We start from the raw sequence: 16,965 nt of genomic DNA on the forward strand, positions 1-16,965 counted from the left end.
CCACCCCCAAACGCAGGAGACTTTCCATGCCGCAGATCGGTCAATTCACACGCGAGGAAACGCACTTTGTCGGGCGCGTCCACACGCTCACCCTCTACCGCGAAGTCAGCATCGTTCCGGCCGAACCCTCCGATGCCGAGAACGCGCCCGACTACCGCATCTTTCACGGCGCGGACGATGCGGCGCCCGAGATCGGCGCGGCGTGGAAACGCACAGGCGAGAAGGCCGGTGAATATCTTTCGGTCCTGATCTACGACCCCGCGCTGCCGCGTCCGATCCGCGCGAATCTGTTCCGCGATGGCGCCGAGGCGACGTCCTGGTCGCTGCATTGGAGCCGGCCCAGGCGTGGCGGGAAGGACTGAGCATGGCTCGGCCACGCCACCAGCATGCGTCCGGGCGTCGTCTTACCGCCCGGCGCATCGCGCTCCTTCTCCTTTCCGGCCTTCCACTTTTGGTATCGCCCGATGGGACCGCTTTCGCTCAGCCAGCGCCCGCGACCGCCACGCCCGCGAGCCATCCCTATGCGGCTCACATTGCCGAAGCTGCGCAGCGCTTCGGCATTCCAGAGCCCTGGATCGCGGCCGTGCTGCGCGCCGAGAGCGCGGGTGACGTGCGCGCAATCTCGTCGGCCGGTGCGATGGGATTGATGCAGGTCATGCCTGCCACATGGGCGGAGCTGCGCGCACGCTATCGCCTCGGCCGGGACCCCTATGATCCACGCGACAACATCCTTGCCGGTGCAGCTTACCTGCGCGAGATGTGGGACCGTTATGGCAATGTCGCGGCCATGCTCGCGGCCTACAATGCCGGTCCCGCCCGCTATGACGACTACCTCGCGACGGGCCGCGCATTGCCCGCCGAGACCCGTGCCTATGTCGCTTCCCTCGTGCCGGTTCTTGGCGGCGGCCTTGCTTCCGATCCGGCGATCCCGGCGACGCCACCAGTCCCTGATTGGCGCGATGCACCGCTCTTCGTCATACGCTCGGGCGACACACAGACCGCCGACGCGCGGCCATCCGAAGCGCAGTCCGGCGACGCCCGCACACCCGTTCCGGTGCGCGATACCGCCGATGCAGAGCCGCAGGACGGCAGCCTTTTCGTCGCCCGCGCGAGCGAGGCAAGCACGCCATGAGCATGGCGCTGCCCTGCTTCAGTGCGCCGATTGCAGTGTGCAGACCGTCATATTTGCGCCTGGCCGCAATGACGGCAGGAAGGGCAGAAAGGGCGGAGGGCAAGATAAAGGAACATGGCACCAGGTCGGGCCAGTTCTCGAAATTACTGTTGTCTGCACACTGGTTGGGTGGCGCGCGAACGGCACCCCATTCAGGGGCCTCGCGTGCCGCGATGTCTCGCAACGCCCTGGCCTTGCTGGGTTTTGACCGGCACTATCGTCCGAAATCGGTCGGTTTCGCACCATTTTGGCCCGGAGCGCGTCGATGAGCGCCGACGACGAAAACCGCTTCCGGCCCAGGCCCGGCCGCATCCGCTCCGACAGGCCGCGCACGGGCAAGGCAAAGAGCTTTCTCACCCAGGCAAAGAAGCTCGCGCGGCAGCACAGCAATGGCCCGTCCAGATCAGCGACGCGATCATCAATGCGCTCCGTGTCCGGTGCGGCCGGAAAGAGCGGCAAGGCATCGCGGGCAAGGGGAGGACCAGGTGTGCGGCGCGGTCGTGGCGCGGCCTTCGTCCGGTCGCGCACGCTCTCCGGCGGCTGGCGGCACAGCGCACCCGGCATGCGCCGCGTCATCGTGAAAACCCGCTACGTCCAGAACGCCGGCAGGAACGGCAGGTCTGCCGCCCATCTGCGCTACATCCAGCGCGACGGAACCTCGCGCGATGGCGAGCGCGGCCAGCTCTATTCGGCCGACGAGGACCGCGCCGATGGCAACGCCTTTCTTGATCGCGGTGCCGATGATCGTCACCAGTTCCGATTCATCGTCTCGCCCGAAGACGGAGCCGACCTCACCGACCTGACGGCGCACACCCGCGATCTGATGAGCCGGATCGAATCCGACCTCGGCACGCGGCTCGATTGGGTCGCGGTCAATCACTACAACACCGGCCATCCCCATGTGCATGTCATCGTCCGGGGCAAGGACGATCTCGGCGAGAATCTGGTCATCAATGGCGACTATCTCGCCAACGGGATTCGCGAGCGGGCGAGCGAGTTGACCACCCTCGAGCTCGGCCCCGTGACCGGGATCGAGCAGAGCCGAAAGCTGTTGGCCGAGATCGATCAGGACCGCTTCACCCGCATCGACCGGGCAATGGCAGACGAGGCCGATGGCCGCTTCCTCGATCTGCGCCACGAGCCCGCCGAACCGAGGCGGCAGTTCAACCGCGCGCTGCGCCTTCGCCGGCTCGCCAAGCTCGAGAAGATGGGCCTGGCCACGGAGCACGCCCCCGGCGCCTGGGAATTGAGCGAGAGGATGGAACCGGCGCTGCGTGAGCTGGGCGAGCGTGGCGACATTATCCGCACCATGCACAAGGCATTGAAGGCCGATGGTCTGGAGCGCGACCCGGTGACCTTCCAGATTCATGACGGGCCGCCCGCGTCTCCCATCGTCGGCCGCGTCGTGGACAAATATCTGTCGGACGAACTGGGCGAGAACCTGACGCTGGTGGTGGACGGGATCGACGGCCGCACGCATCACGTCGCCGGCATCGACCCGGTCCGCGTCGAGGACGCGCGCATCGGCAGTGTGATCGAGATCGGCCCGGCCGACACCACGCAGCGCCCGTCCGACCGCACGATTGCGACAATCGCCGAGGACAGCATCTATCGGCCAAGCCGCCATCTGGAACAGGCCAGGTTCGAGGGCCGCGTGCCGGGCGGTGACTATGAGGGCTATGTCGATGCCCATGTGCGCCGGCTGGAAGCGCTGCGCCGCGCCGGCATCGTCGAGCGGATCGACGCTCACCAATGGCGCGTCCCCGACGATTTCGAGAGCCGCGCCGCCGCCTATGATGCGGGCCGCAACCGGCAGGCCAGCGTGCGCGTCCTGTCCGCCTTCGATCTGGAACAGCAGATCGGCGCCGATGGCGCGACCTGGCTGGACCGGCGGCTGATCTCCGGCGAGGCATCGGATCTAGCACCGGCCGGGTTCGGGAGCCAGGTGCGCGAGGCGATCGACCAGCGCCGCGAGCATCATATCGAGCGGGGTGACGCCACGCGGCAACAGAACGGCCGCGTCTTCTATCGGCGCAATCTTCTCGCCACCCTGCGCGAGCGCGAGCTGGCCCGTGTCGGCGCCGAGATGGCGGCGAGCAAGGCGCTGCCGTTCCGGGCAGCGGCGGAGGGCGAGAGCGTCAGCGGCAAGTTTACGGGCACTGTGCAATTGTCCAGCGGCAAGTTCGCCATCGTGGAAAAGAGCCACGAGTTCACCCTGGTCCCGTGGCGGCCGGTCATCGACCGTCAGCTCGGCCGCGAGGTCATGTGCGTCGTCCAGGGCGGTTCGGTGTCGTGGCAGCTTGGCAGATCGCGCGGCATCGGAATCTGACCAAAAGCAGACGCGCGTTCGCTTGGCGCGTGCCCCGCCGCTAGGAACCGTCCTATTCGCGCGCTGTGGTATGCTCCCGCTCTCCGCCCCGGTCTTTCCTGTTGCCTCTCGCGCAAATGCCTATTCTTTGATCGGCTCCATCTCTTTTGCCGATTGGAGCCTTTATGCGCGGAGGCAGAATACTCTGGGGCCAGATCGCCGTCGTCTTCACCATTGTTCTGGTGATGACCTGGGCGGCGACACAATGGACCGCATGGCGGCTCGGATTTCAGCCGCAACTCGGCAACCCGTGGTTCGATCTGGCCGGCTGGCCGGTCTACTACCCGCCCGCCTTCTTCTGGTGGTGGTTCTCCTTTGATGCCTATGCGCCTGCGATCTTCGTCGAGGGCGCGATTATCGCCGCGTCCGGCGGCTTCATCGCCATCGCCGCCGCTATCCTCATGTCGATCATCCGGGCGCGGGAGGCAAAGAACGTCGCCACCTACGGCTCGGCACGCTGGGCCGAGGATCGGGAAATCCGTGCCGCCGGGCTCCTCGGCCCTGACGGTGTGGTGCTCGGCCAATATGACCGCGACTATCTGCGCCATGACGGGCCGGAGCATGTCTTGTGCTTCGCACCCACCCGCAGCGGCAAGGGCGTGGGCCTTGTTGTGCCGACGCTGCTGACCTGGCCGGGAAGCTGCATCGTCCACGACATCAAGGGCGAGAACTGGACGCTGACGGCCGGCTTTCGCGCCAGGCACGGCCGTGTGCTGCTGTTCGATCCGACCAATGCGAAATCCTCAGCCTACAATCCGCTGCTGGAAGTGCGGCAGGGCGAATGGGAAGTCCGCGATGTGCAGAACATCGCCGATATTCTGGTCGATCCCGAAGGCAGCCTCGACAAGCGCAACCACTGGGAAAAGACCTCTCACGCACTGCTGGTCGGCGCGATCCTGCATGTGCTTTACGCCGAACCCGACAAGACACTGGCCGGTGTCGCCAATTTCCTGTCCGACCCGCGCCGCCCGGTCGAAGCGACCTTGCGCGCCATGATGAATACGCCGCACCTGGGCGAGGCCGGCGTCCACCCCGTCGTCGCTTCGGCCGCGCGCGAATTGCTGAACAAGAGTGAGAACGAGCGATCGGGTGTCCTGTCTACCGCCATGTCGTTCCTGGGATTGTATCGTGATCCCGTGGTAGCTCGGGTGACTTCGCGCTGCGACTGGCGCATCGCCGATCTGGTTGGCAGCCGCCAGCCCGTCACGCTCTACCTCGTCGTGCCGCCGTCCGACATCAACCGCACCAAACCGCTCATTCGCCTCATCCTCAACCAGATCGGCCGCAGGCTCACCGAAGAGCTGACCACGTCCGGCCAACGTCATCGCCTGCTGTTGATGCTGGACGAGTTCCCGGCGCTCGGCCGGCTCGACTTCTTTGAATCGGCGCTCGCCTTCATGGCCGGCTACGGTCTCAAGAGCTTCCTGATCGCGCAGAGCCTCAACCAGATCGAGCGCGCTTACGGGCAGAACAATTCCATTCTCGACAACTGCCATGTTCGCGTTGCCTTCGCCACCAATGACGAGCGTACCGCCAAGCGCGTTTCAGATTCCCTGGGCACCGCGACCGAGTTGCGTGACTCCACCAACTATGCCGGGCATCGGCTCGCGCCCTGGCTGGGGCACCTCATGGTGTCGCGGCAGGAAACCGCGCGGCCATTGATGACACCCGGCGAGATCATGCAGCTTCCGCCCACCGACGAAATCGTCATGGTGGCGGGTATACCGCCGATCCGCGCCACCAAGGCCCGCTATTATGAGGATGCGCAGTTCACCGAGCGTGTCCTCGCCCCGCCCGACCCGGCCGCCGGGCCGGCTTGCGCACCGGCGCCCTCAACCGACGACTGGTCACGCCGCGTGATTGCCGCGGCAGACCGATCGGCGTCGGGTGCCACGGAAGGCGCTCCCGGCGATCCGGCCAATGCCGGTATCCGCCGCGAACCGGAACTGCCCGAGCATGAGGAAATCGTCCCGCCGCCGCCTTCTCCGGCGCGGGAATTCGACATCCTCGACGACGAACCCGATGTAGACGCCGCCAAGGCCCGCGCCTTGCGCTCCCGCATGCGCATGGTCGCGCGGCAGGCGTCGATGAACCCCGATGACGGCATCGAGCTTTGAAGGACCCCACGTGACCAAACGCACGCGCATGAACGTCTATTTCGACCCGGAATTGCTGAAACAGGTCGAGGCGCTGTCATTGCGGCGCAAGGTGTCAAAGTCCGCGATCATCGAGGCGGCCGTCGCCTCATTCCTGTCCGGGGACACGGCGGATCGGCTGGGAGCGGCCATGTCGCGCCGCCTCGACAGGCTCGGTCGCCAGATCGACGGGCTGGACGAAGATCTCGCCATCCTCGGCGAAACCCTCTCGCTCTTCATCCGCTTCTGGCTGACCATCACGCCGCCAATCTCGGAGGCCGGAAAAGAGTCGGCTCGAGCCAAGGGCGTGGAGCGATTTGAGGGCTTCATGCAGACCCTCGGCCGGAGGCTGGCGACGGGAGACAGGTTCCTGAAAGAGTTGTCACGCGACGTCGATTCGACTGGCGTCAGTTCGTTGCAAGAGCAAGTTGGGGTCAATGGCGACCAGCCCTGAACCTTCAACCCATCCTATTTGCCGCCGATCTCCGCCGATGCCCGCACACGCGTAAATAGGTGTTGAACCGGCCGGATTTCGGGCTTTCTTAATCGACCCCGATGCGGGGACCGTCTGTCACGCCCCGTTAAGAAGCGGGGCCGAGATGACTGCCACTCACGACAAACCGGAGGCAATCGCACGCGGCGCGCGCATGTTGCGCACGGCGCTTGGGTCCGCCATTTCAGGGCTGCTCGAAGACCCCGCCGTGGTCGAGGTGATGCTGAACCCGGACGGCCGCATCTGGGTGGACCGGCTGTCGGAGGGCCTGGCCGATACGGGGGAGCGGCTACGCGCGGCCGATGGCGAGCGCATCGTGCGGCTGGTCGCCCACCATGTCGGCGCGGAAGTCCATCCCAGGGCGCCGCGTGTCTCGGCCGAACTACCCGAGACGGGAGAGCGGTTCGAGGGATTGCTGCCGCCGGTAGTGGCCGCGCCGGCCTTCGCGATCAGGAAGCCCGCCATCGCGGTGTTCACGCTCGATGACTATGTGGCCGCCGGGATTATGACCGTCCACCAGGCTTTGAGGCTGCGCGAAGCTGTCGCGTCGCGCGCCAACATCCTCGTCGCGGGCGGGACCAGCACGGGCAAGACCACGCTCACCAACGCTCTGCTCGCCGAAGTGGCGAAAGGTGCGGATCGCGTCGTCATCATCGAGGACACGCGCGAGCTGCAATGCGCGGCGCCCAATCTTGTCGCTATGCGGACAAAAGACGGCGTGGCGACGCTGTCCGATCTGGTCCGTTCCTCGCTTCGCCTGCGCCCGGACCGCATCCCCATCGGCGAAGTGCGCGGTTCCGAAGCGCTCGACCTGCTCAAGGCATGGGGCACCGGCCATCCGGGTGGCATCGGCACCATCCATGCCGGTTCCGGTATCGGCGCGCTGCGCCGCCTCGAGCAGCTCATTCAGGAAGCAGTCGTCACCGTCCCGCGCGCGCTAATCGCCGAGACCATCGACCTCGTTGCCGTCCTGTCCGGGCGCGGTTCCGCGCGCCGGCTGGCCGAACTCGCCCGCGTCGAAGGACTCGGCACCGACGGCGACTACCGCATCATCCCCGCAACCGACCCGGAAGGAAGTCCAGAATGATCCGCAATGCCCCGCGTTTTCGCCGTCATATCGCGACGGTGGCAGCCGCCACCTATGTCAGCTTGCTCATGGCGCCCGCCGCATACGCCTCCGGCTCATCGATGCCGTGGGAAGCGCCGCTGCAATCCATCCTCGAATCCATCGAGGGACCGGTCGCCAAGATCGTCGCGGTTATCATTATCATCGTTACCGGCCTGACGCTGGCCTTCGGCGATACCGGCGGCGGTTTCCGGCGCCTGATCCAGATCGTCTTCGGCATCTCCATCGCCTTCGCGGCATCGAGCTTCTTCCTGTCGTTTTTCTCTTTCGGCGGCGGGGCGCTCGTCTGATGGCGGGCAGCTTTGAACAACTCGATGCCGTGCCGGGCTTCACTGTCCCGGTCCACCGGGCGCTGACCGAGACGATCCTGCTTGGCGGGGCGCCGCGCTCGATCGCGATCCTGAACGGGACGCTGGCCGGCGCAGTCGGGCTCGGGCTCCAGCTTTGGCTGGCCGGGATCGTCATCTGGGCTGTCGGACATTTCGCGGCCGTCTGGGCGGCAAAGCGCGACCCGCTCTTCGTCGAGGTCGGGCGGCGGCATCTCAAGCTTCCCGGCTACCTGGCGGCCTGAAGGAGCCGGACCGATGATGAATCTCGCCGAATATCGCAACCGCAACACGCGCCTCGCCGACTACCTGCCATGGGCGGCGCTCATCGGTCAGGGCGTCGTGCTCAACAAAGACGGGAGCTTCCAGCGCACCGCGAAATTCCGCGGTCCCGATCTGGATTCCGCCGTCGCAGCCGAGTTGGTCGCGGTTGCCGGACGCATCAACAACGCCTTCCGCCGTCTCGGTTCCGGCTGGAGCATCTTCGTCGAAGCCGTTCGGCTTACGGCGCAGCAATATCCCGAGAGCACGTTTCCCGACGCGGCCTCGGCCCTGGTCGACGCCGAGCGGAAGGCGCAGTTCGAGGAGGACGGAAGCCACTTCGAGTCCCGATACTATCTGACCTTCCTCTATCTGCCGCCTGCCGAAGAAGCGGCCCGCACCGAGGCCTTGCTCTATGAGGGTCGGGACAAAACGGGCGTCGATCCGTGGGAAGCCCTGCGTGGCTTCATCGATCGCACCGACCGCGTGCTGGCGCTCATGGACGGATTCATGCCCGAATGCCGCTGGCTGGATGACGGCGAGACGCTGACCTACCTTCATGCGGCGGTTTCCACGAACCGGCACCGCGTGCGCGTGCCCGAGGTGCCGATGCATCTCGACGCGCTGCTCGCCGATCAACCCTTGATCGGAGGGTTGGAGCCGCGCCTTGGCGAGCAACATCTGCGCGTCCTGACCATCGTGGGCTTCCCGACCGCGACGACGCCGGGTCTGCTCGACGAGATGAATCGGCTCGCCTTCCCGTATCGCTGGTCGACGCGCGCCATCCTCATGGACAAGACCGATGCGACGCGGCTGCTCACCCGAATCCGCCGCCAATGGTTCGCCAAGCGCAAGTCCATCGCGGCAATCCTGAAAGAGGTGATGACCAACGAGCAATCCGCGTTGGTCGACACGGATGCCGCCAACAAGGCCGCCGACGCCGACATGGCCCTGCAGGAACTCGGATCGGATGTCGCCGGCATGGCCTATGTCACGGCGACCGTCACCGTCTGGGACGCCGATCCACGCGTGGCGCAAGAGAAGCTGCGCCTGGTCGAGAAAGTTATTCAGGGCCGCGATTTCACGGCCATGCCCGAAACCGTCAACGCCGTCGATGCCTGGCTCGGCTCACTGCCCGGACACGCCTATGCGAACGTCCGTCAGCCGCCCATCTCGACGCTCAACCTTGCCCACATGATCCCCCTCAGCGCCGTGTGGGCGGGGCCGGAACGGGACGAGCATTTCGGTTCGCCCCCCTTGCTTTACGGCAAGACCGAGGGATCGACCCCGTTCCGGTTTTCCCTTCATGTCGGCGACGTCGGCCACACCCTTGTCGTTGGCCCCACGGGCGCCGGCAAGTCCGTGCTGCTCGCGCTGATGGCGCTTCAGTTCCGCCGCTACGTGGGAAGCCAGCTCTTCGCCTTCGATTTCGGCGGCTCGATCCGCGCCGCCGCGCTCGCCATGGGCGGCGACTGGCATGACCTCGGCGGCGGCCTGACCGACGGTGACGCGGGGATTGTCGCGCTCCAGCCGCTCGCCCGCATCCACGACACCTATGAACGCGCCTGGGCGGCGGACTGGATCGTCGCCATCCTCATGCGGGAAGGCGTCACGATCACGCCCGAGGTGAAGGAGCATCTCTGGACGGCGCTGACCTCGCTGGCATCCGCGCCAGTCGGGGAACGCACCATCACCGGCTTGAGTGTTCTGCTCCAGTCGAATGACTTGAAGCAGGCGCTCCGGCCGTTTTGCGTCGGCGGCGCCTATGGGCGGCTGCTCGATGCGGAATCCGAGCATCTGGGGTCGGCCGATGTACAGGCGTTCGAGATCGAGGGACTGGTCGGGACCGGCGCGGCTCGGGCCGTCCTTTCCTACCTTTTCCATCGCATCGGCGACCGGCTCGACGGCCGCCCGACCCTGCTCATCATCGACGAGGGCTGGCTTGCGCTGGACGACGAGGGCTTTGCCGGCCAGCTCCGCGAGTGGTTGAAGACGCTCAGGAAGAAGAACGCCTCCGTCGTCTTCGCCACGCAGTCGCTCAGCGACATCGACGGCAGCAATATCGCGCCTGCCATCATCGAGAGTTGCCCGACGCGCCTCCTGCTGCCCAACGAGCGCGCCATCGAACCGCAGATCACGGCCATCTATCGCCGCTTCGGCCTCAACGACCGCCAGATCGAGATCCTCGCCCGGGCAACGCCCAAGCGGGACTATTACTGCCAGTCCCGGCGCGGCAACCGCCTGTTCGAGCTGGGCCTCAGCGAAGTCGGGCTCGCTCTCTGCGCCGCCTCCGCCAAATCCGACCAGGCGGCCATCGAGCGCATCGTTGCCGAACACGGCCGCGACGAATTCCTGACGGCTTGGCTGCGCCTTCGCCGCGTCGAGTGGGCCACCGACCTGATCCCCGATCTCACCAATCTCACTGAGCGACCGGAAACCACCGCGCCAGACACAACGGAAGGGGCGGCGGCGCCTGGCGACCCGACAGAGTTCCAGCCGGACGGCTCCATTCCGGCCGGAGAACCCCTCGAACCCACCCTGACCGAAGAGGAGATATTGCCATGATCCGTATTCTCGTTCCCCGCCTCGCCAGCGCGTCCGTCATCGCGCTGGCGCTCGCCGCGCCCATTGCAATTTCACCCATGCTGGCCAGTCCTGCGCATGCGCTCTTCGGCTTCGGCCGGATCGTTTATGACCCGACCAACCACGCCGAGAACCTTCTGACCGCGGCCCGGTCGCTGGAACAGATCAACAACCAGATTCAGCAACTCCAGAACGAAGCGCAGATGCTCATCAATCAGGCCCGCAACCTCGCGAGCCTGCCATATTCGGCGCTCCAGCAGATCCAGCAGAACGTCCAGCGCACGCAGCAGCTTTTGAGCCAAGCGCAAAGCATCGCCTTCGACGTGCAGAACATCGACCAGGCGTTCCAGCAGCAATATGGCAACGTCTCGCTCTCGGCCACCGACCAGCAGCTGGTCGCCGATGCGCGCAGCCGATGGGAGAACACGGTGGGCGGCTTGCAGGACGCCATGCGCGTTCAGGCCGGAGTCGTCGGCAATATCGAGACCAACCGCAACCAAATGTCCGAACTTGTCGGCCGGAGCCAGAATGCTGCCGGTGCCCTGCAAGCCACGCAGGCCGGCAACCAGCTTCTCGCGCTCCAATCACAGCAGCTTTCCGATCTGATCGCCGTGATGTCGGCCAACGGCCGCTCTGAAGCGCTCATCGACGCCGAGCGCGCAACCGCCGCCGAGCAGGGCCGTGTCCAGCGCGAGCGTTTCCTGACGCCGGGCTCGGGCTACCAGCCCGGCAACGCGCAGATGTTCAACGGTAGCAACTGAGGCGGCGGACGGCCGGAAAGGGGAAAGCGATGGAGGGAAAGATCCTCGCACGGATCGGCGCGGTCGCCTTCGTTGCCGTCGCGATCACGGTCACGGTGGTCGAGATGACCCGCAAGGACGATCCCGCACCGGCCACGACGGCACCGGCGCTCCAGCCTCCGGCCGATCCCTTGCGGGCGACGCTGCGCCGGTGCCAGCAACTCGGCGAGGCCGCGACCCGCAACGCCGATTGCCTCACCGCCTGGGCCGAAAGCCGCGACCGTTTCCTGGGTCGCGCACCTGCGCCAGCACCCGCAGTCCCGCAATCCGGCACCAGGGAATGACCGATGGGCGGCACAGGCGTCATCGATAATTTCCTCGGGGTCTTCACCTCCTACATCGACAGCGGCTTCGGCCTGCTCGGCGGCGAGGTCGCGTTCATCGCCACCACTCTGATCGTCATCGACGTGACGCTGGCCGCGCTGTTCTGGGCCTGGGGCGCCGATGACGACATCATCGCGCGGCTGGTGAAGAAGACGCTCTTCATTGGGATCTTCGCCTACATCATCGGCAACTGGAACAATCTGGCGAGGATCGTTTTCGACTCCTTCGCCGGCCTCGGCCTCATGGCGTCGGGCACCGGGTTCAGCGCCGCCGACCTGATGCGCCCCGGCCGTGTCGCGCAGACCGGCCTCGACGCCGGTCGCCCGCTGCTCGAGTCCATCTCTGACCTGATGGGCTATTGGAGCTTCTTCGAGAACTTCATCCAGATCGCCTGCCTGCTGTTCGCCTGGGCACTGGTCATCCTCGCTTTCTTCATCCTCGCCGTACAGCTCTTCGTCACCCTGATCGAGTTCAAATTGACCACGCTCGCCGGCTTTGTGCTGATCCCCTTCGGCCTGTTCGGCAAGACCGCCTTCATGGCCGAGCGCGTGTTGGGCAACGTGATGTCCTCCGGCATCAAGGTCCTGGTGCTGGCCGTCATCATCGGCATCGGCTCGACGCTGTTTTCGCAATTCACGGCCGGGTTCGGCGGGGCGACGCCCACCATCGACGACGCCATGGCTATCGTGCTCGCGGCCCTGTCGCTGCTGGGCCTAGGCATTTTCGGTCCCGGCATCGCCTCAGGGATTGTCTCGGGCGGGCCGCAGCTCGGCGCAGGTTCGGCCGTGGGCACCGGTCTGGCCGCCGGCGGCATGCTGCTCGCCGGTGGTGCGGCGGCGGGCGGCGCGGCCATGCTCGGTGCAAGAGGTGGCGCTGCTGCTCTTTCGGGCGGAGCCGCGGCCGTTCGCGGCGGTGCAACCGCGGCAGGGGCAGCAAGCGCGGCCTACAGCGTCAACTCGCTCGGCCAGACCGAGGCTGCCGGTGTCGCCTCGGGACTCGGCGGTGTTGCTCGCGCCGCAGGGTCGGCCGCCGTCTCACCCCTCAAACGTGCCGCGACCCGCGCTGGAGCATCCGTCAAATCCAGCTTCGCCGAGGGCGCCCGCGCGGGCTTTGCCGCAGGTGGCGGGACATCATCCATGGGCACAGTCGGCGGCGCGCGGGACGTCGCGGCCGCATCATCTTCCGCCCCTGTCAGTGGCCCGCCCGCATGGGCGCAACGTATGCAGCGCCGGCAGGCGCTCAACCACGGCACCACCATGGCCGCGCATGCAGTCCGTTCCGGCGACGGCCACGGCTCCGGTTCTTCCGTCAATCTTTCCGAAAGCGACCGCTCATGAACCTCTTCAAACGACCATCGACCCATTACGGCAAATCGCCGGAACCCGAGACGCCCTATCAGAAGGCCGCTCAGGCATGGGACGAGCGCATCGGCTCGGCCCGCGTGCAGGCGAAAAACTGGCGCTACATGGCCTTCGGCTCACTGATCCTGTCGGCCGGCTTTTCCGCCGCTCTTGTCTGGCAAACGACGCGCGGGACGATCGTGCCCTGGGTGGTACAGGTCGACAGTCTTGGCCAGGCGCAGGCGGTCGCGCCGGCCACGGCAGACTATCGGCCCACCGATCCGCAGATCGCCTTCCATCTCGGCCGCTTCATCGAACAGGTCCGCGCGATCCCGGCCGACGCCATCATCGTCCGCCAGAACTGGCTGCGCGCTTATGAGTTCACGACGGATCGCGGCGCGGCGGCGCTCAACGACTATGCCCGCGCCAACGATCCGTTCACTCGTATCGGCCGCCAGCAGATCGCCGTCGAAGTGTCGAGCGTAATCCGGGCCTCGCCCGACAGCTTCCGCGTGGCATGGACCGAGCGCCATTACGAGAACGGCCAGCTCTCCACCACCGAGCGGTGGACGGCGATCCTCACCATCGTGATCCAGACGCCGCGCAACGCCGAGCGCCTGCGCGCCAATCCGCTCGGCATCTATGTCAATGCCATCAACTGGTCGCGGGAGATGAGCCAATGACCCGCAAGACGAAGCGCGAATTCGGTTCTGCGGTTTTCTGTAAATCCTGTCTTCTGGTTCTGCTGCTTTCTGCAACCGCACTGAGCGCTTGCGCCACGAACCGCACGCCGCAGTTCACCTATGATGCCGACGTGCCCGCGCTGCCCGTGGTGCAGACGACCGCAACCGACGAACGGCCGCGGCCGCTGCACACGCCGCCGGCTTGGACCGTCGCGCGGGGCGGAACCGCGGCCAGCTCGCCGGCAGGCCGCGTCGAGAACGCCAACGCCGCCGCCCGCGTCGAGCCACGACGCGAGGGGTACTACAACGCCATCCAGATTTATCCCTGGTCGGAAGGCGCGCTCTATCAGGTCTATGCCGCCGTCGGGCAGATCACGACGATTGCGCTGGAGCCGGGAGAGAGCCTGACCGGCGCGGGACCGATCGCGGCCGGCGACACCGCCCGCTGGATCATCGGCGATACGGCAAGCGGTTCGGGAACGACTCGCCGTGTGCATGTGCTGGTGAAGCCGACGCGGCCGGACATCTCGACCAATCTCGTCATCACCACCGACCGCCGCATCTACATGATCGAGCTGCGCGCGCGGGAATCGCTCTACATGCCGGCCGTGGCCTGGGCCTATCCCGCACCGCCTGCCGGTCAGCGCCCGACCGTTCCGGCCGCCCCGGTCATTCCGGTCGAGGCGGCGCGCAATTATCGCTATGGCCTGACCGGCGACAGCCCTCCCTGGCGGCCGATCTCCGTCTTCGACGACGGCCGCCGCGTCTATGTCGTCTTCCCGCGCGGCATCGTGCAGGGCGAGATGCCGCCGATCTTCGTGCTTGGCAACGATGGCGAACCGCAGATCGTCAACAGCCGCATCCACCAGAACGTCCTGATAGTTGACCGCCTGTTCGGCGCGGCCGAGCTGCGCCTTGGCAGCGGCAGCCGCCAGCAGGTCGTCAGGATCGTCCGTATCGAGCAAAGGCAGGCCGCCGCTCGACCCGCCGCCATCGGAGCCTCCCCCTCATGACCGAAAACAGCACCATCACGGATACCACCGCGCCGATGCGGCTGCGCGCCGAACCGCCGCGCGTCACCCGCCTGTCCCGCAAGATGCTAGCCGGCGTCGGCGCCGTCGCGCTGCTCGGCATCGGCGGCGCGCTGATCTACGCGCTCCAGACCCGCGATGCGGGACCGGGAGGGGAAGAACTCTATTCGACCGAGAACCGACCGACGGCGGACGGCCTGTCCGGCCTACCGTCCGACTATACCGGCCCGCTCCTGGGCCCGGCGCTGCCCGGCGACCTCGGTCGCCCCATCCTCGATGCGCAGACACGCGGGCAGCCGGTGACGGTGCCCGCCATCACCGCGCCTGCCGTCGATCCGGAAGAGGAACGCCGCCTGGCCGAGGAAGAGGCCGCCCGATTGAGCCGCGTCTTCTTCCTGACCGCACCGGGCACGGGCGCCGCGCCCGGAACCGGCACGGACCTCGCCGGCCTCGACCTGACCGGTCAGCTCGACCAGATTGCCACGCAGGATCGGCACACGGCATTCCTCAACGGGCCGGTGGACCGGCAGATCGTTGCCCCCGATCGCGTCACGCCGCCGGCATCGCCCTACATCCTTCAGGCCGGGTCCGTGATCCCGGCCGCGCTCATCACCGGCATCCGCTCCGACCTTCCCGGCCAGATCACCGCCCAAGTCACGGAGAACGTCTATGACAGCCCGACCGGATCGCTGCTCCTGATTCCGCAGGGGACGAGGATCATTGGCCAATACGATGACGGCGTGACCTTCGGTCAGCGCCGCGTGTTGCTTGTGTGGAACCGCCTGATCCTGCCAGGCGGCCGCTCGATTGTTCTGGAACGACTGCAGGGCGCGGATACTTCCGGCTATGCCGGGCTCGAGGATGGCGTCGATTACCACTGGTGGGATCTGATGAAGGCGGCCGGGCTTTCGACGTTGCTTGGCATCGGCGCCGAACTTGCCACCGATGACGAGAACCGACTGATCCGCGCCATCCGGGATGGGGCGCAGGACACCATCAATCAGGCCGGCCAGCAGATCGTCCAGCGCCAGTTGCAGGTCGCCCCAACGCTGACCATCCGGCCCGGTTTCCCGGTCAGGGTCATCGTGACCCGCGATCTTGTATTCGAGCCAGCCGGAGGCTGACCATGACCAAGCTGAAACTCGGCCCCATCATCGAGGACAAACCGGTAAAGGTCACGGTGGAACTGCCGGGGCCGCTTCACCGCGATCTTGTCGCCTACGCCGAAGTCCTGGCCCGCGAGTCCGGCCAGCCCGCCTCCGACCCCATCAAGCTCATCGTGCCGATGCTGGAGCGGTTCATCGGCACAGACAGGGGTTTTGCGAGCGCGAAGCGGAGAGGGTCGAAGTCACAACGGGACGCGTAAGTTCAGCGCTACTTCCGGGCGTCTCTGAACGATTCCATGTCTAGGTCGTGTTGACAAAGTCCTTTAACCACCTGCGGATGGCTGCGAGGTTGAGAAAGCTTGCGAATGACAGGGCCGTTTTCTCATACCGAGTGCCGATGCGGCGCATGTGCTTGAGATACCCGAACATGCGCTCGATACGATTGCGATCCTTGTAGCGTCGGTAGTCGCAAGGAATATGGGCCTTGCGATTGGCCTTTGGCGGGATGACCGGCAAGATGCCTTGTAGCAGCAAGGCTTCTCGAACAGCGTCGCCATCATAGCCTTTGTCGGCCAGAATTGCCTTTGGCTTGTTGACCGGCAGGGCCATGAGTTCGCCGACCGCGCCATAGTCCGAGGCTTGCCCGCCTGTCAGGACAAAGCCGAGAGGGCGTCCCTGATTGTCACAGCGGGCGTGGACTTTGCACGTAAAGCCGCCGCGTGATCGACCAAAAGCTTCCTTATGAGTCCCCCTTTTGCGCCGGCTGCCGATACATGGCCCCGGACGGTAGTGCTGTCGATCATGTGCTGCCAGTCATCGGTCAGCCCCATCTGGACCAACGTTTCAAGGATGGCGTCCCAGACGCCCTGTTCGGCCCAGCGCCGGAACCGGACATAGACCGAGTTCCACTTGCCATAGCGCTCATGCATGTCGCGCCAGGGGCACCCGACCCGCAGCACATACAGCATGCCATCGAGGAACCGCCGATTATCGTGAGCAGGTCGGGATTTTCGACCACGCTCTGCGGGTAAGAACTCTTCGATTATTGACCATTCTTCATCGGTCAGATCGCCGCGCGCCATCATCACTCCCCATAAAGAGGAGTTTTGAATCAGAATTCACCTGATTTGGGAATCCACTTTGTCAACACGACCTAGTATTGTCCGGATCCGTTCAGCCGTGCAGCGTCAGGCGCGGGATCTCGATGATGAAGCTGCG

The 16,965-nt window shown here is 66.0% G+C and carries 16 protein-coding genes and 1 pseudogene; 16 read left to right on the forward strand and 1 reads right to left on the reverse strand.

What is annotated here, in order from left to right; translation table 11 throughout:
• The first annotated feature begins 26 nt into the window (after nucleotides 1-26).
• From F3H57_RS10985 to F3H57_RS11060, 16 genes are all read left to right on the forward strand, one after another.
• Nucleotides 27-362, forward strand: coding sequence for a DUF736 domain-containing protein (locus F3H57_RS10985; RefSeq protein WP_149755961.1), 336 nt, complete (start codon nucleotides 27-29; stop codon nucleotides 360-362).
• A gap of 2 nt (nucleotides 363-364) precedes the next feature.
• Nucleotides 365-1,132 carry a lytic transglycosylase domain-containing protein gene (locus F3H57_RS10990; RefSeq protein ID WP_149755962.1) on the forward strand — a complete coding sequence of 256 codons (768 nt, stop codon included), beginning with the start codon at nucleotides 365-367 and terminating at the stop codon, nucleotides 1,130-1,132.
• 1,135 nt (nucleotides 1,133-2,267) lie between these two features.
• Complete coding sequence (locus F3H57_RS22220) at nucleotides 2,268-3,500, forward strand: DUF3363 domain-containing protein (RefSeq protein ID WP_188129668.1); 1,233 nt, start codon at nucleotides 2,268-2,270, stop codon at nucleotides 3,498-3,500.
• A 164-nt stretch (nucleotides 3,501-3,664) separates the two neighbouring features.
• A complete protein-coding gene (locus tag F3H57_RS11000; protein ID WP_149755964.1) occupies nucleotides 3,665-5,656 on the forward strand; it encodes a conjugal transfer protein TraG in 1,992 nt (663 codons plus the stop codon).
• A 10-nt stretch (nucleotides 5,657-5,666) separates the two neighbouring features.
• Nucleotides 5,667-6,128 carry a ribbon-helix-helix domain-containing protein gene (locus F3H57_RS11005; protein WP_149755965.1) on the forward strand — a complete coding sequence of 154 codons (462 nt, stop codon included), beginning with the start codon at nucleotides 5,667-5,669 and terminating at the stop codon, nucleotides 6,126-6,128.
• A gap of 193 nt (nucleotides 6,129-6,321) precedes the next feature.
• Entirely contained in the window at nucleotides 6,322-7,254 is a 933-nt protein-coding gene (trbB, locus tag F3H57_RS11010; RefSeq protein WP_449421242.1) for a P-type conjugative transfer ATPase TrbB, read from the forward strand.
• Nucleotides 7,251-7,583: a TrbC/VirB2 family protein gene (locus tag F3H57_RS11015; protein ID WP_149755967.1), complete on the forward strand. Its 333-nt coding sequence runs from the start codon at nucleotides 7,251-7,253 to the stop codon at nucleotides 7,581-7,583. Before trbB ends, F3H57_RS11015 begins: the two co-directional genes overlap by 4 nt.
• Nucleotides 7,583-7,864, forward strand: coding sequence for a VirB3 family type IV secretion system protein (locus F3H57_RS11020; RefSeq protein ID WP_149755968.1), 282 nt, complete (start codon nucleotides 7,583-7,585; stop codon nucleotides 7,862-7,864). Before F3H57_RS11015 ends, F3H57_RS11020 begins: the two co-directional genes overlap by 1 nt.
• A gap of 13 nt (nucleotides 7,865-7,877) precedes the next feature.
• Nucleotides 7,878-10,445, forward strand: coding sequence for a conjugal transfer protein TrbE (gene trbE / locus F3H57_RS11025; protein ID WP_149755969.1), 2,568 nt, complete (start codon nucleotides 7,878-7,880; stop codon nucleotides 10,443-10,445).
• Entirely contained in the window at nucleotides 10,442-11,224 is a 783-nt protein-coding gene (gene trbJ / locus F3H57_RS11030) for a P-type conjugative transfer protein TrbJ (RefSeq protein ID WP_149755970.1), read from the forward strand. Before trbE ends, trbJ begins: the two co-directional genes overlap by 4 nt.
• A 29-nt stretch (nucleotides 11,225-11,253) precedes the next feature.
• Complete coding sequence (gene trbK-alt, locus F3H57_RS11035; RefSeq protein ID WP_149755971.1) at nucleotides 11,254-11,547, forward strand: putative entry exclusion protein TrbK-alt; 294 nt, start codon at nucleotides 11,254-11,256, stop codon at nucleotides 11,545-11,547.
• A 3-nt stretch (nucleotides 11,548-11,550) separates the two neighbouring features.
• A complete protein-coding gene (gene trbL / locus F3H57_RS11040) occupies nucleotides 11,551-12,924 on the forward strand; it encodes a P-type conjugative transfer protein TrbL (RefSeq protein WP_149755972.1) in 1,374 nt (457 codons plus the stop codon).
• Nucleotides 12,921-13,610, forward strand: coding sequence for a conjugal transfer protein TrbF (gene trbF / locus F3H57_RS11045; protein ID WP_149755973.1), 690 nt, complete (start codon nucleotides 12,921-12,923; stop codon nucleotides 13,608-13,610). The genes trbL and trbF overlap by 4 nt, the downstream gene beginning before the upstream one ends.
• Nucleotides 13,607-14,623, forward strand: coding sequence for a P-type conjugative transfer protein TrbG (gene trbG / locus F3H57_RS11050; protein WP_149755974.1), 1,017 nt, complete (start codon nucleotides 13,607-13,609; stop codon nucleotides 14,621-14,623). The genes trbF and trbG overlap by 4 nt, the downstream gene beginning before the upstream one ends.
• Nucleotides 14,620-15,765, forward strand: coding sequence for a TrbI/VirB10 family protein (locus tag F3H57_RS11055; protein ID WP_188129662.1), 1,146 nt, complete (start codon nucleotides 14,620-14,622; stop codon nucleotides 15,763-15,765). The genes trbG and F3H57_RS11055 overlap by 4 nt, the downstream gene beginning before the upstream one ends.
• 2 nt (nucleotides 15,766-15,767) lie before the next feature.
• Nucleotides 15,768-16,007 (forward strand): DUF2274 domain-containing protein, encoded by a 240-nt coding sequence (locus F3H57_RS11060; RefSeq protein WP_149755975.1) that lies wholly within the window; start codon nucleotides 15,768-15,770, stop codon nucleotides 16,005-16,007.
• Nucleotides 16,008-16,047: 40 nt separating this feature from the next.
• Here the strand turns inward: F3H57_RS11060 and F3H57_RS22795 are convergent.
• A pseudogene (locus F3H57_RS22795) lies at nucleotides 16,048-16,802 on the reverse strand (IS5 family transposase); the annotation flags it as partial.
• Between the last annotated feature and the right edge of the window lie 163 nt (nucleotides 16,803-16,965).

It is taken from the genome of Roseivivax sediminis (genome assembly GCF_900112685.1).
Classification (GTDB): Bacteria; Pseudomonadota; Alphaproteobacteria; order Rhodobacterales; family Rhodobacteraceae; genus Roseivivax; species Roseivivax sediminis.

Bases quoted from the DNA above. Each gene is read 5' to 3' on its own strand.
- F3H57_RS10985 (WP_149755961.1), top strand. From the start codon at position 27: ATGCCGCAGATCGGTCAATTCACACGCGAGGAAACGCACTTTGTCGGG.
- F3H57_RS10990 (WP_149755962.1), top strand. From the start codon at position 365: ATGGCTCGGCCACGCCACCAGCATGCGTCCGGGCGTCGTCTTACCGCC.
- F3H57_RS22220 (WP_188129668.1), top strand. From the start codon at position 2,268: ATGGCAGACGAGGCCGATGGCCGCTTCCTCGATCTGCGCCACGAGCCC.
- F3H57_RS11000 (WP_149755964.1), top strand. From the start codon at position 3,665: ATGCGCGGAGGCAGAATACTCTGGGGCCAGATCGCCGTCGTCTTCACC.
- trbB (WP_449421242.1), top strand. From the start codon at position 6,322: ATGTTGCGCACGGCGCTTGGGTCCGCCATTTCAGGGCTGCTCGAAGAC.
- F3H57_RS11015 (WP_149755967.1), top strand. From the start codon at position 7,251: ATGATCCGCAATGCCCCGCGTTTTCGCCGTCATATCGCGACGGTGGCA.
- F3H57_RS11020 (WP_149755968.1), top strand. From the start codon at position 7,583: ATGGCGGGCAGCTTTGAACAACTCGATGCCGTGCCGGGCTTCACTGTC.
- trbE (WP_149755969.1), top strand. From the start codon at position 7,878: ATGATGAATCTCGCCGAATATCGCAACCGCAACACGCGCCTCGCCGAC.
- trbJ (WP_149755970.1), top strand. From the start codon at position 10,442: ATGATCCGTATTCTCGTTCCCCGCCTCGCCAGCGCGTCCGTCATCGCG.
- trbK-alt (WP_149755971.1), top strand. From the start codon at position 11,254: ATGGAGGGAAAGATCCTCGCACGGATCGGCGCGGTCGCCTTCGTTGCC.
- trbL (WP_149755972.1), top strand. From the start codon at position 11,551: ATGGGCGGCACAGGCGTCATCGATAATTTCCTCGGGGTCTTCACCTCC.
- trbF (WP_149755973.1), top strand. From the start codon at position 12,921: ATGAACCTCTTCAAACGACCATCGACCCATTACGGCAAATCGCCGGAA.
- trbG (WP_149755974.1), top strand. From the start codon at position 13,607: ATGACCCGCAAGACGAAGCGCGAATTCGGTTCTGCGGTTTTCTGTAAA.
- F3H57_RS11055 (WP_188129662.1), top strand. From the start codon at position 14,620: ATGACCGAAAACAGCACCATCACGGATACCACCGCGCCGATGCGGCTG.
- F3H57_RS11060 (WP_149755975.1), top strand. From the start codon at position 15,768: ATGACCAAGCTGAAACTCGGCCCCATCATCGAGGACAAACCGGTAAAG.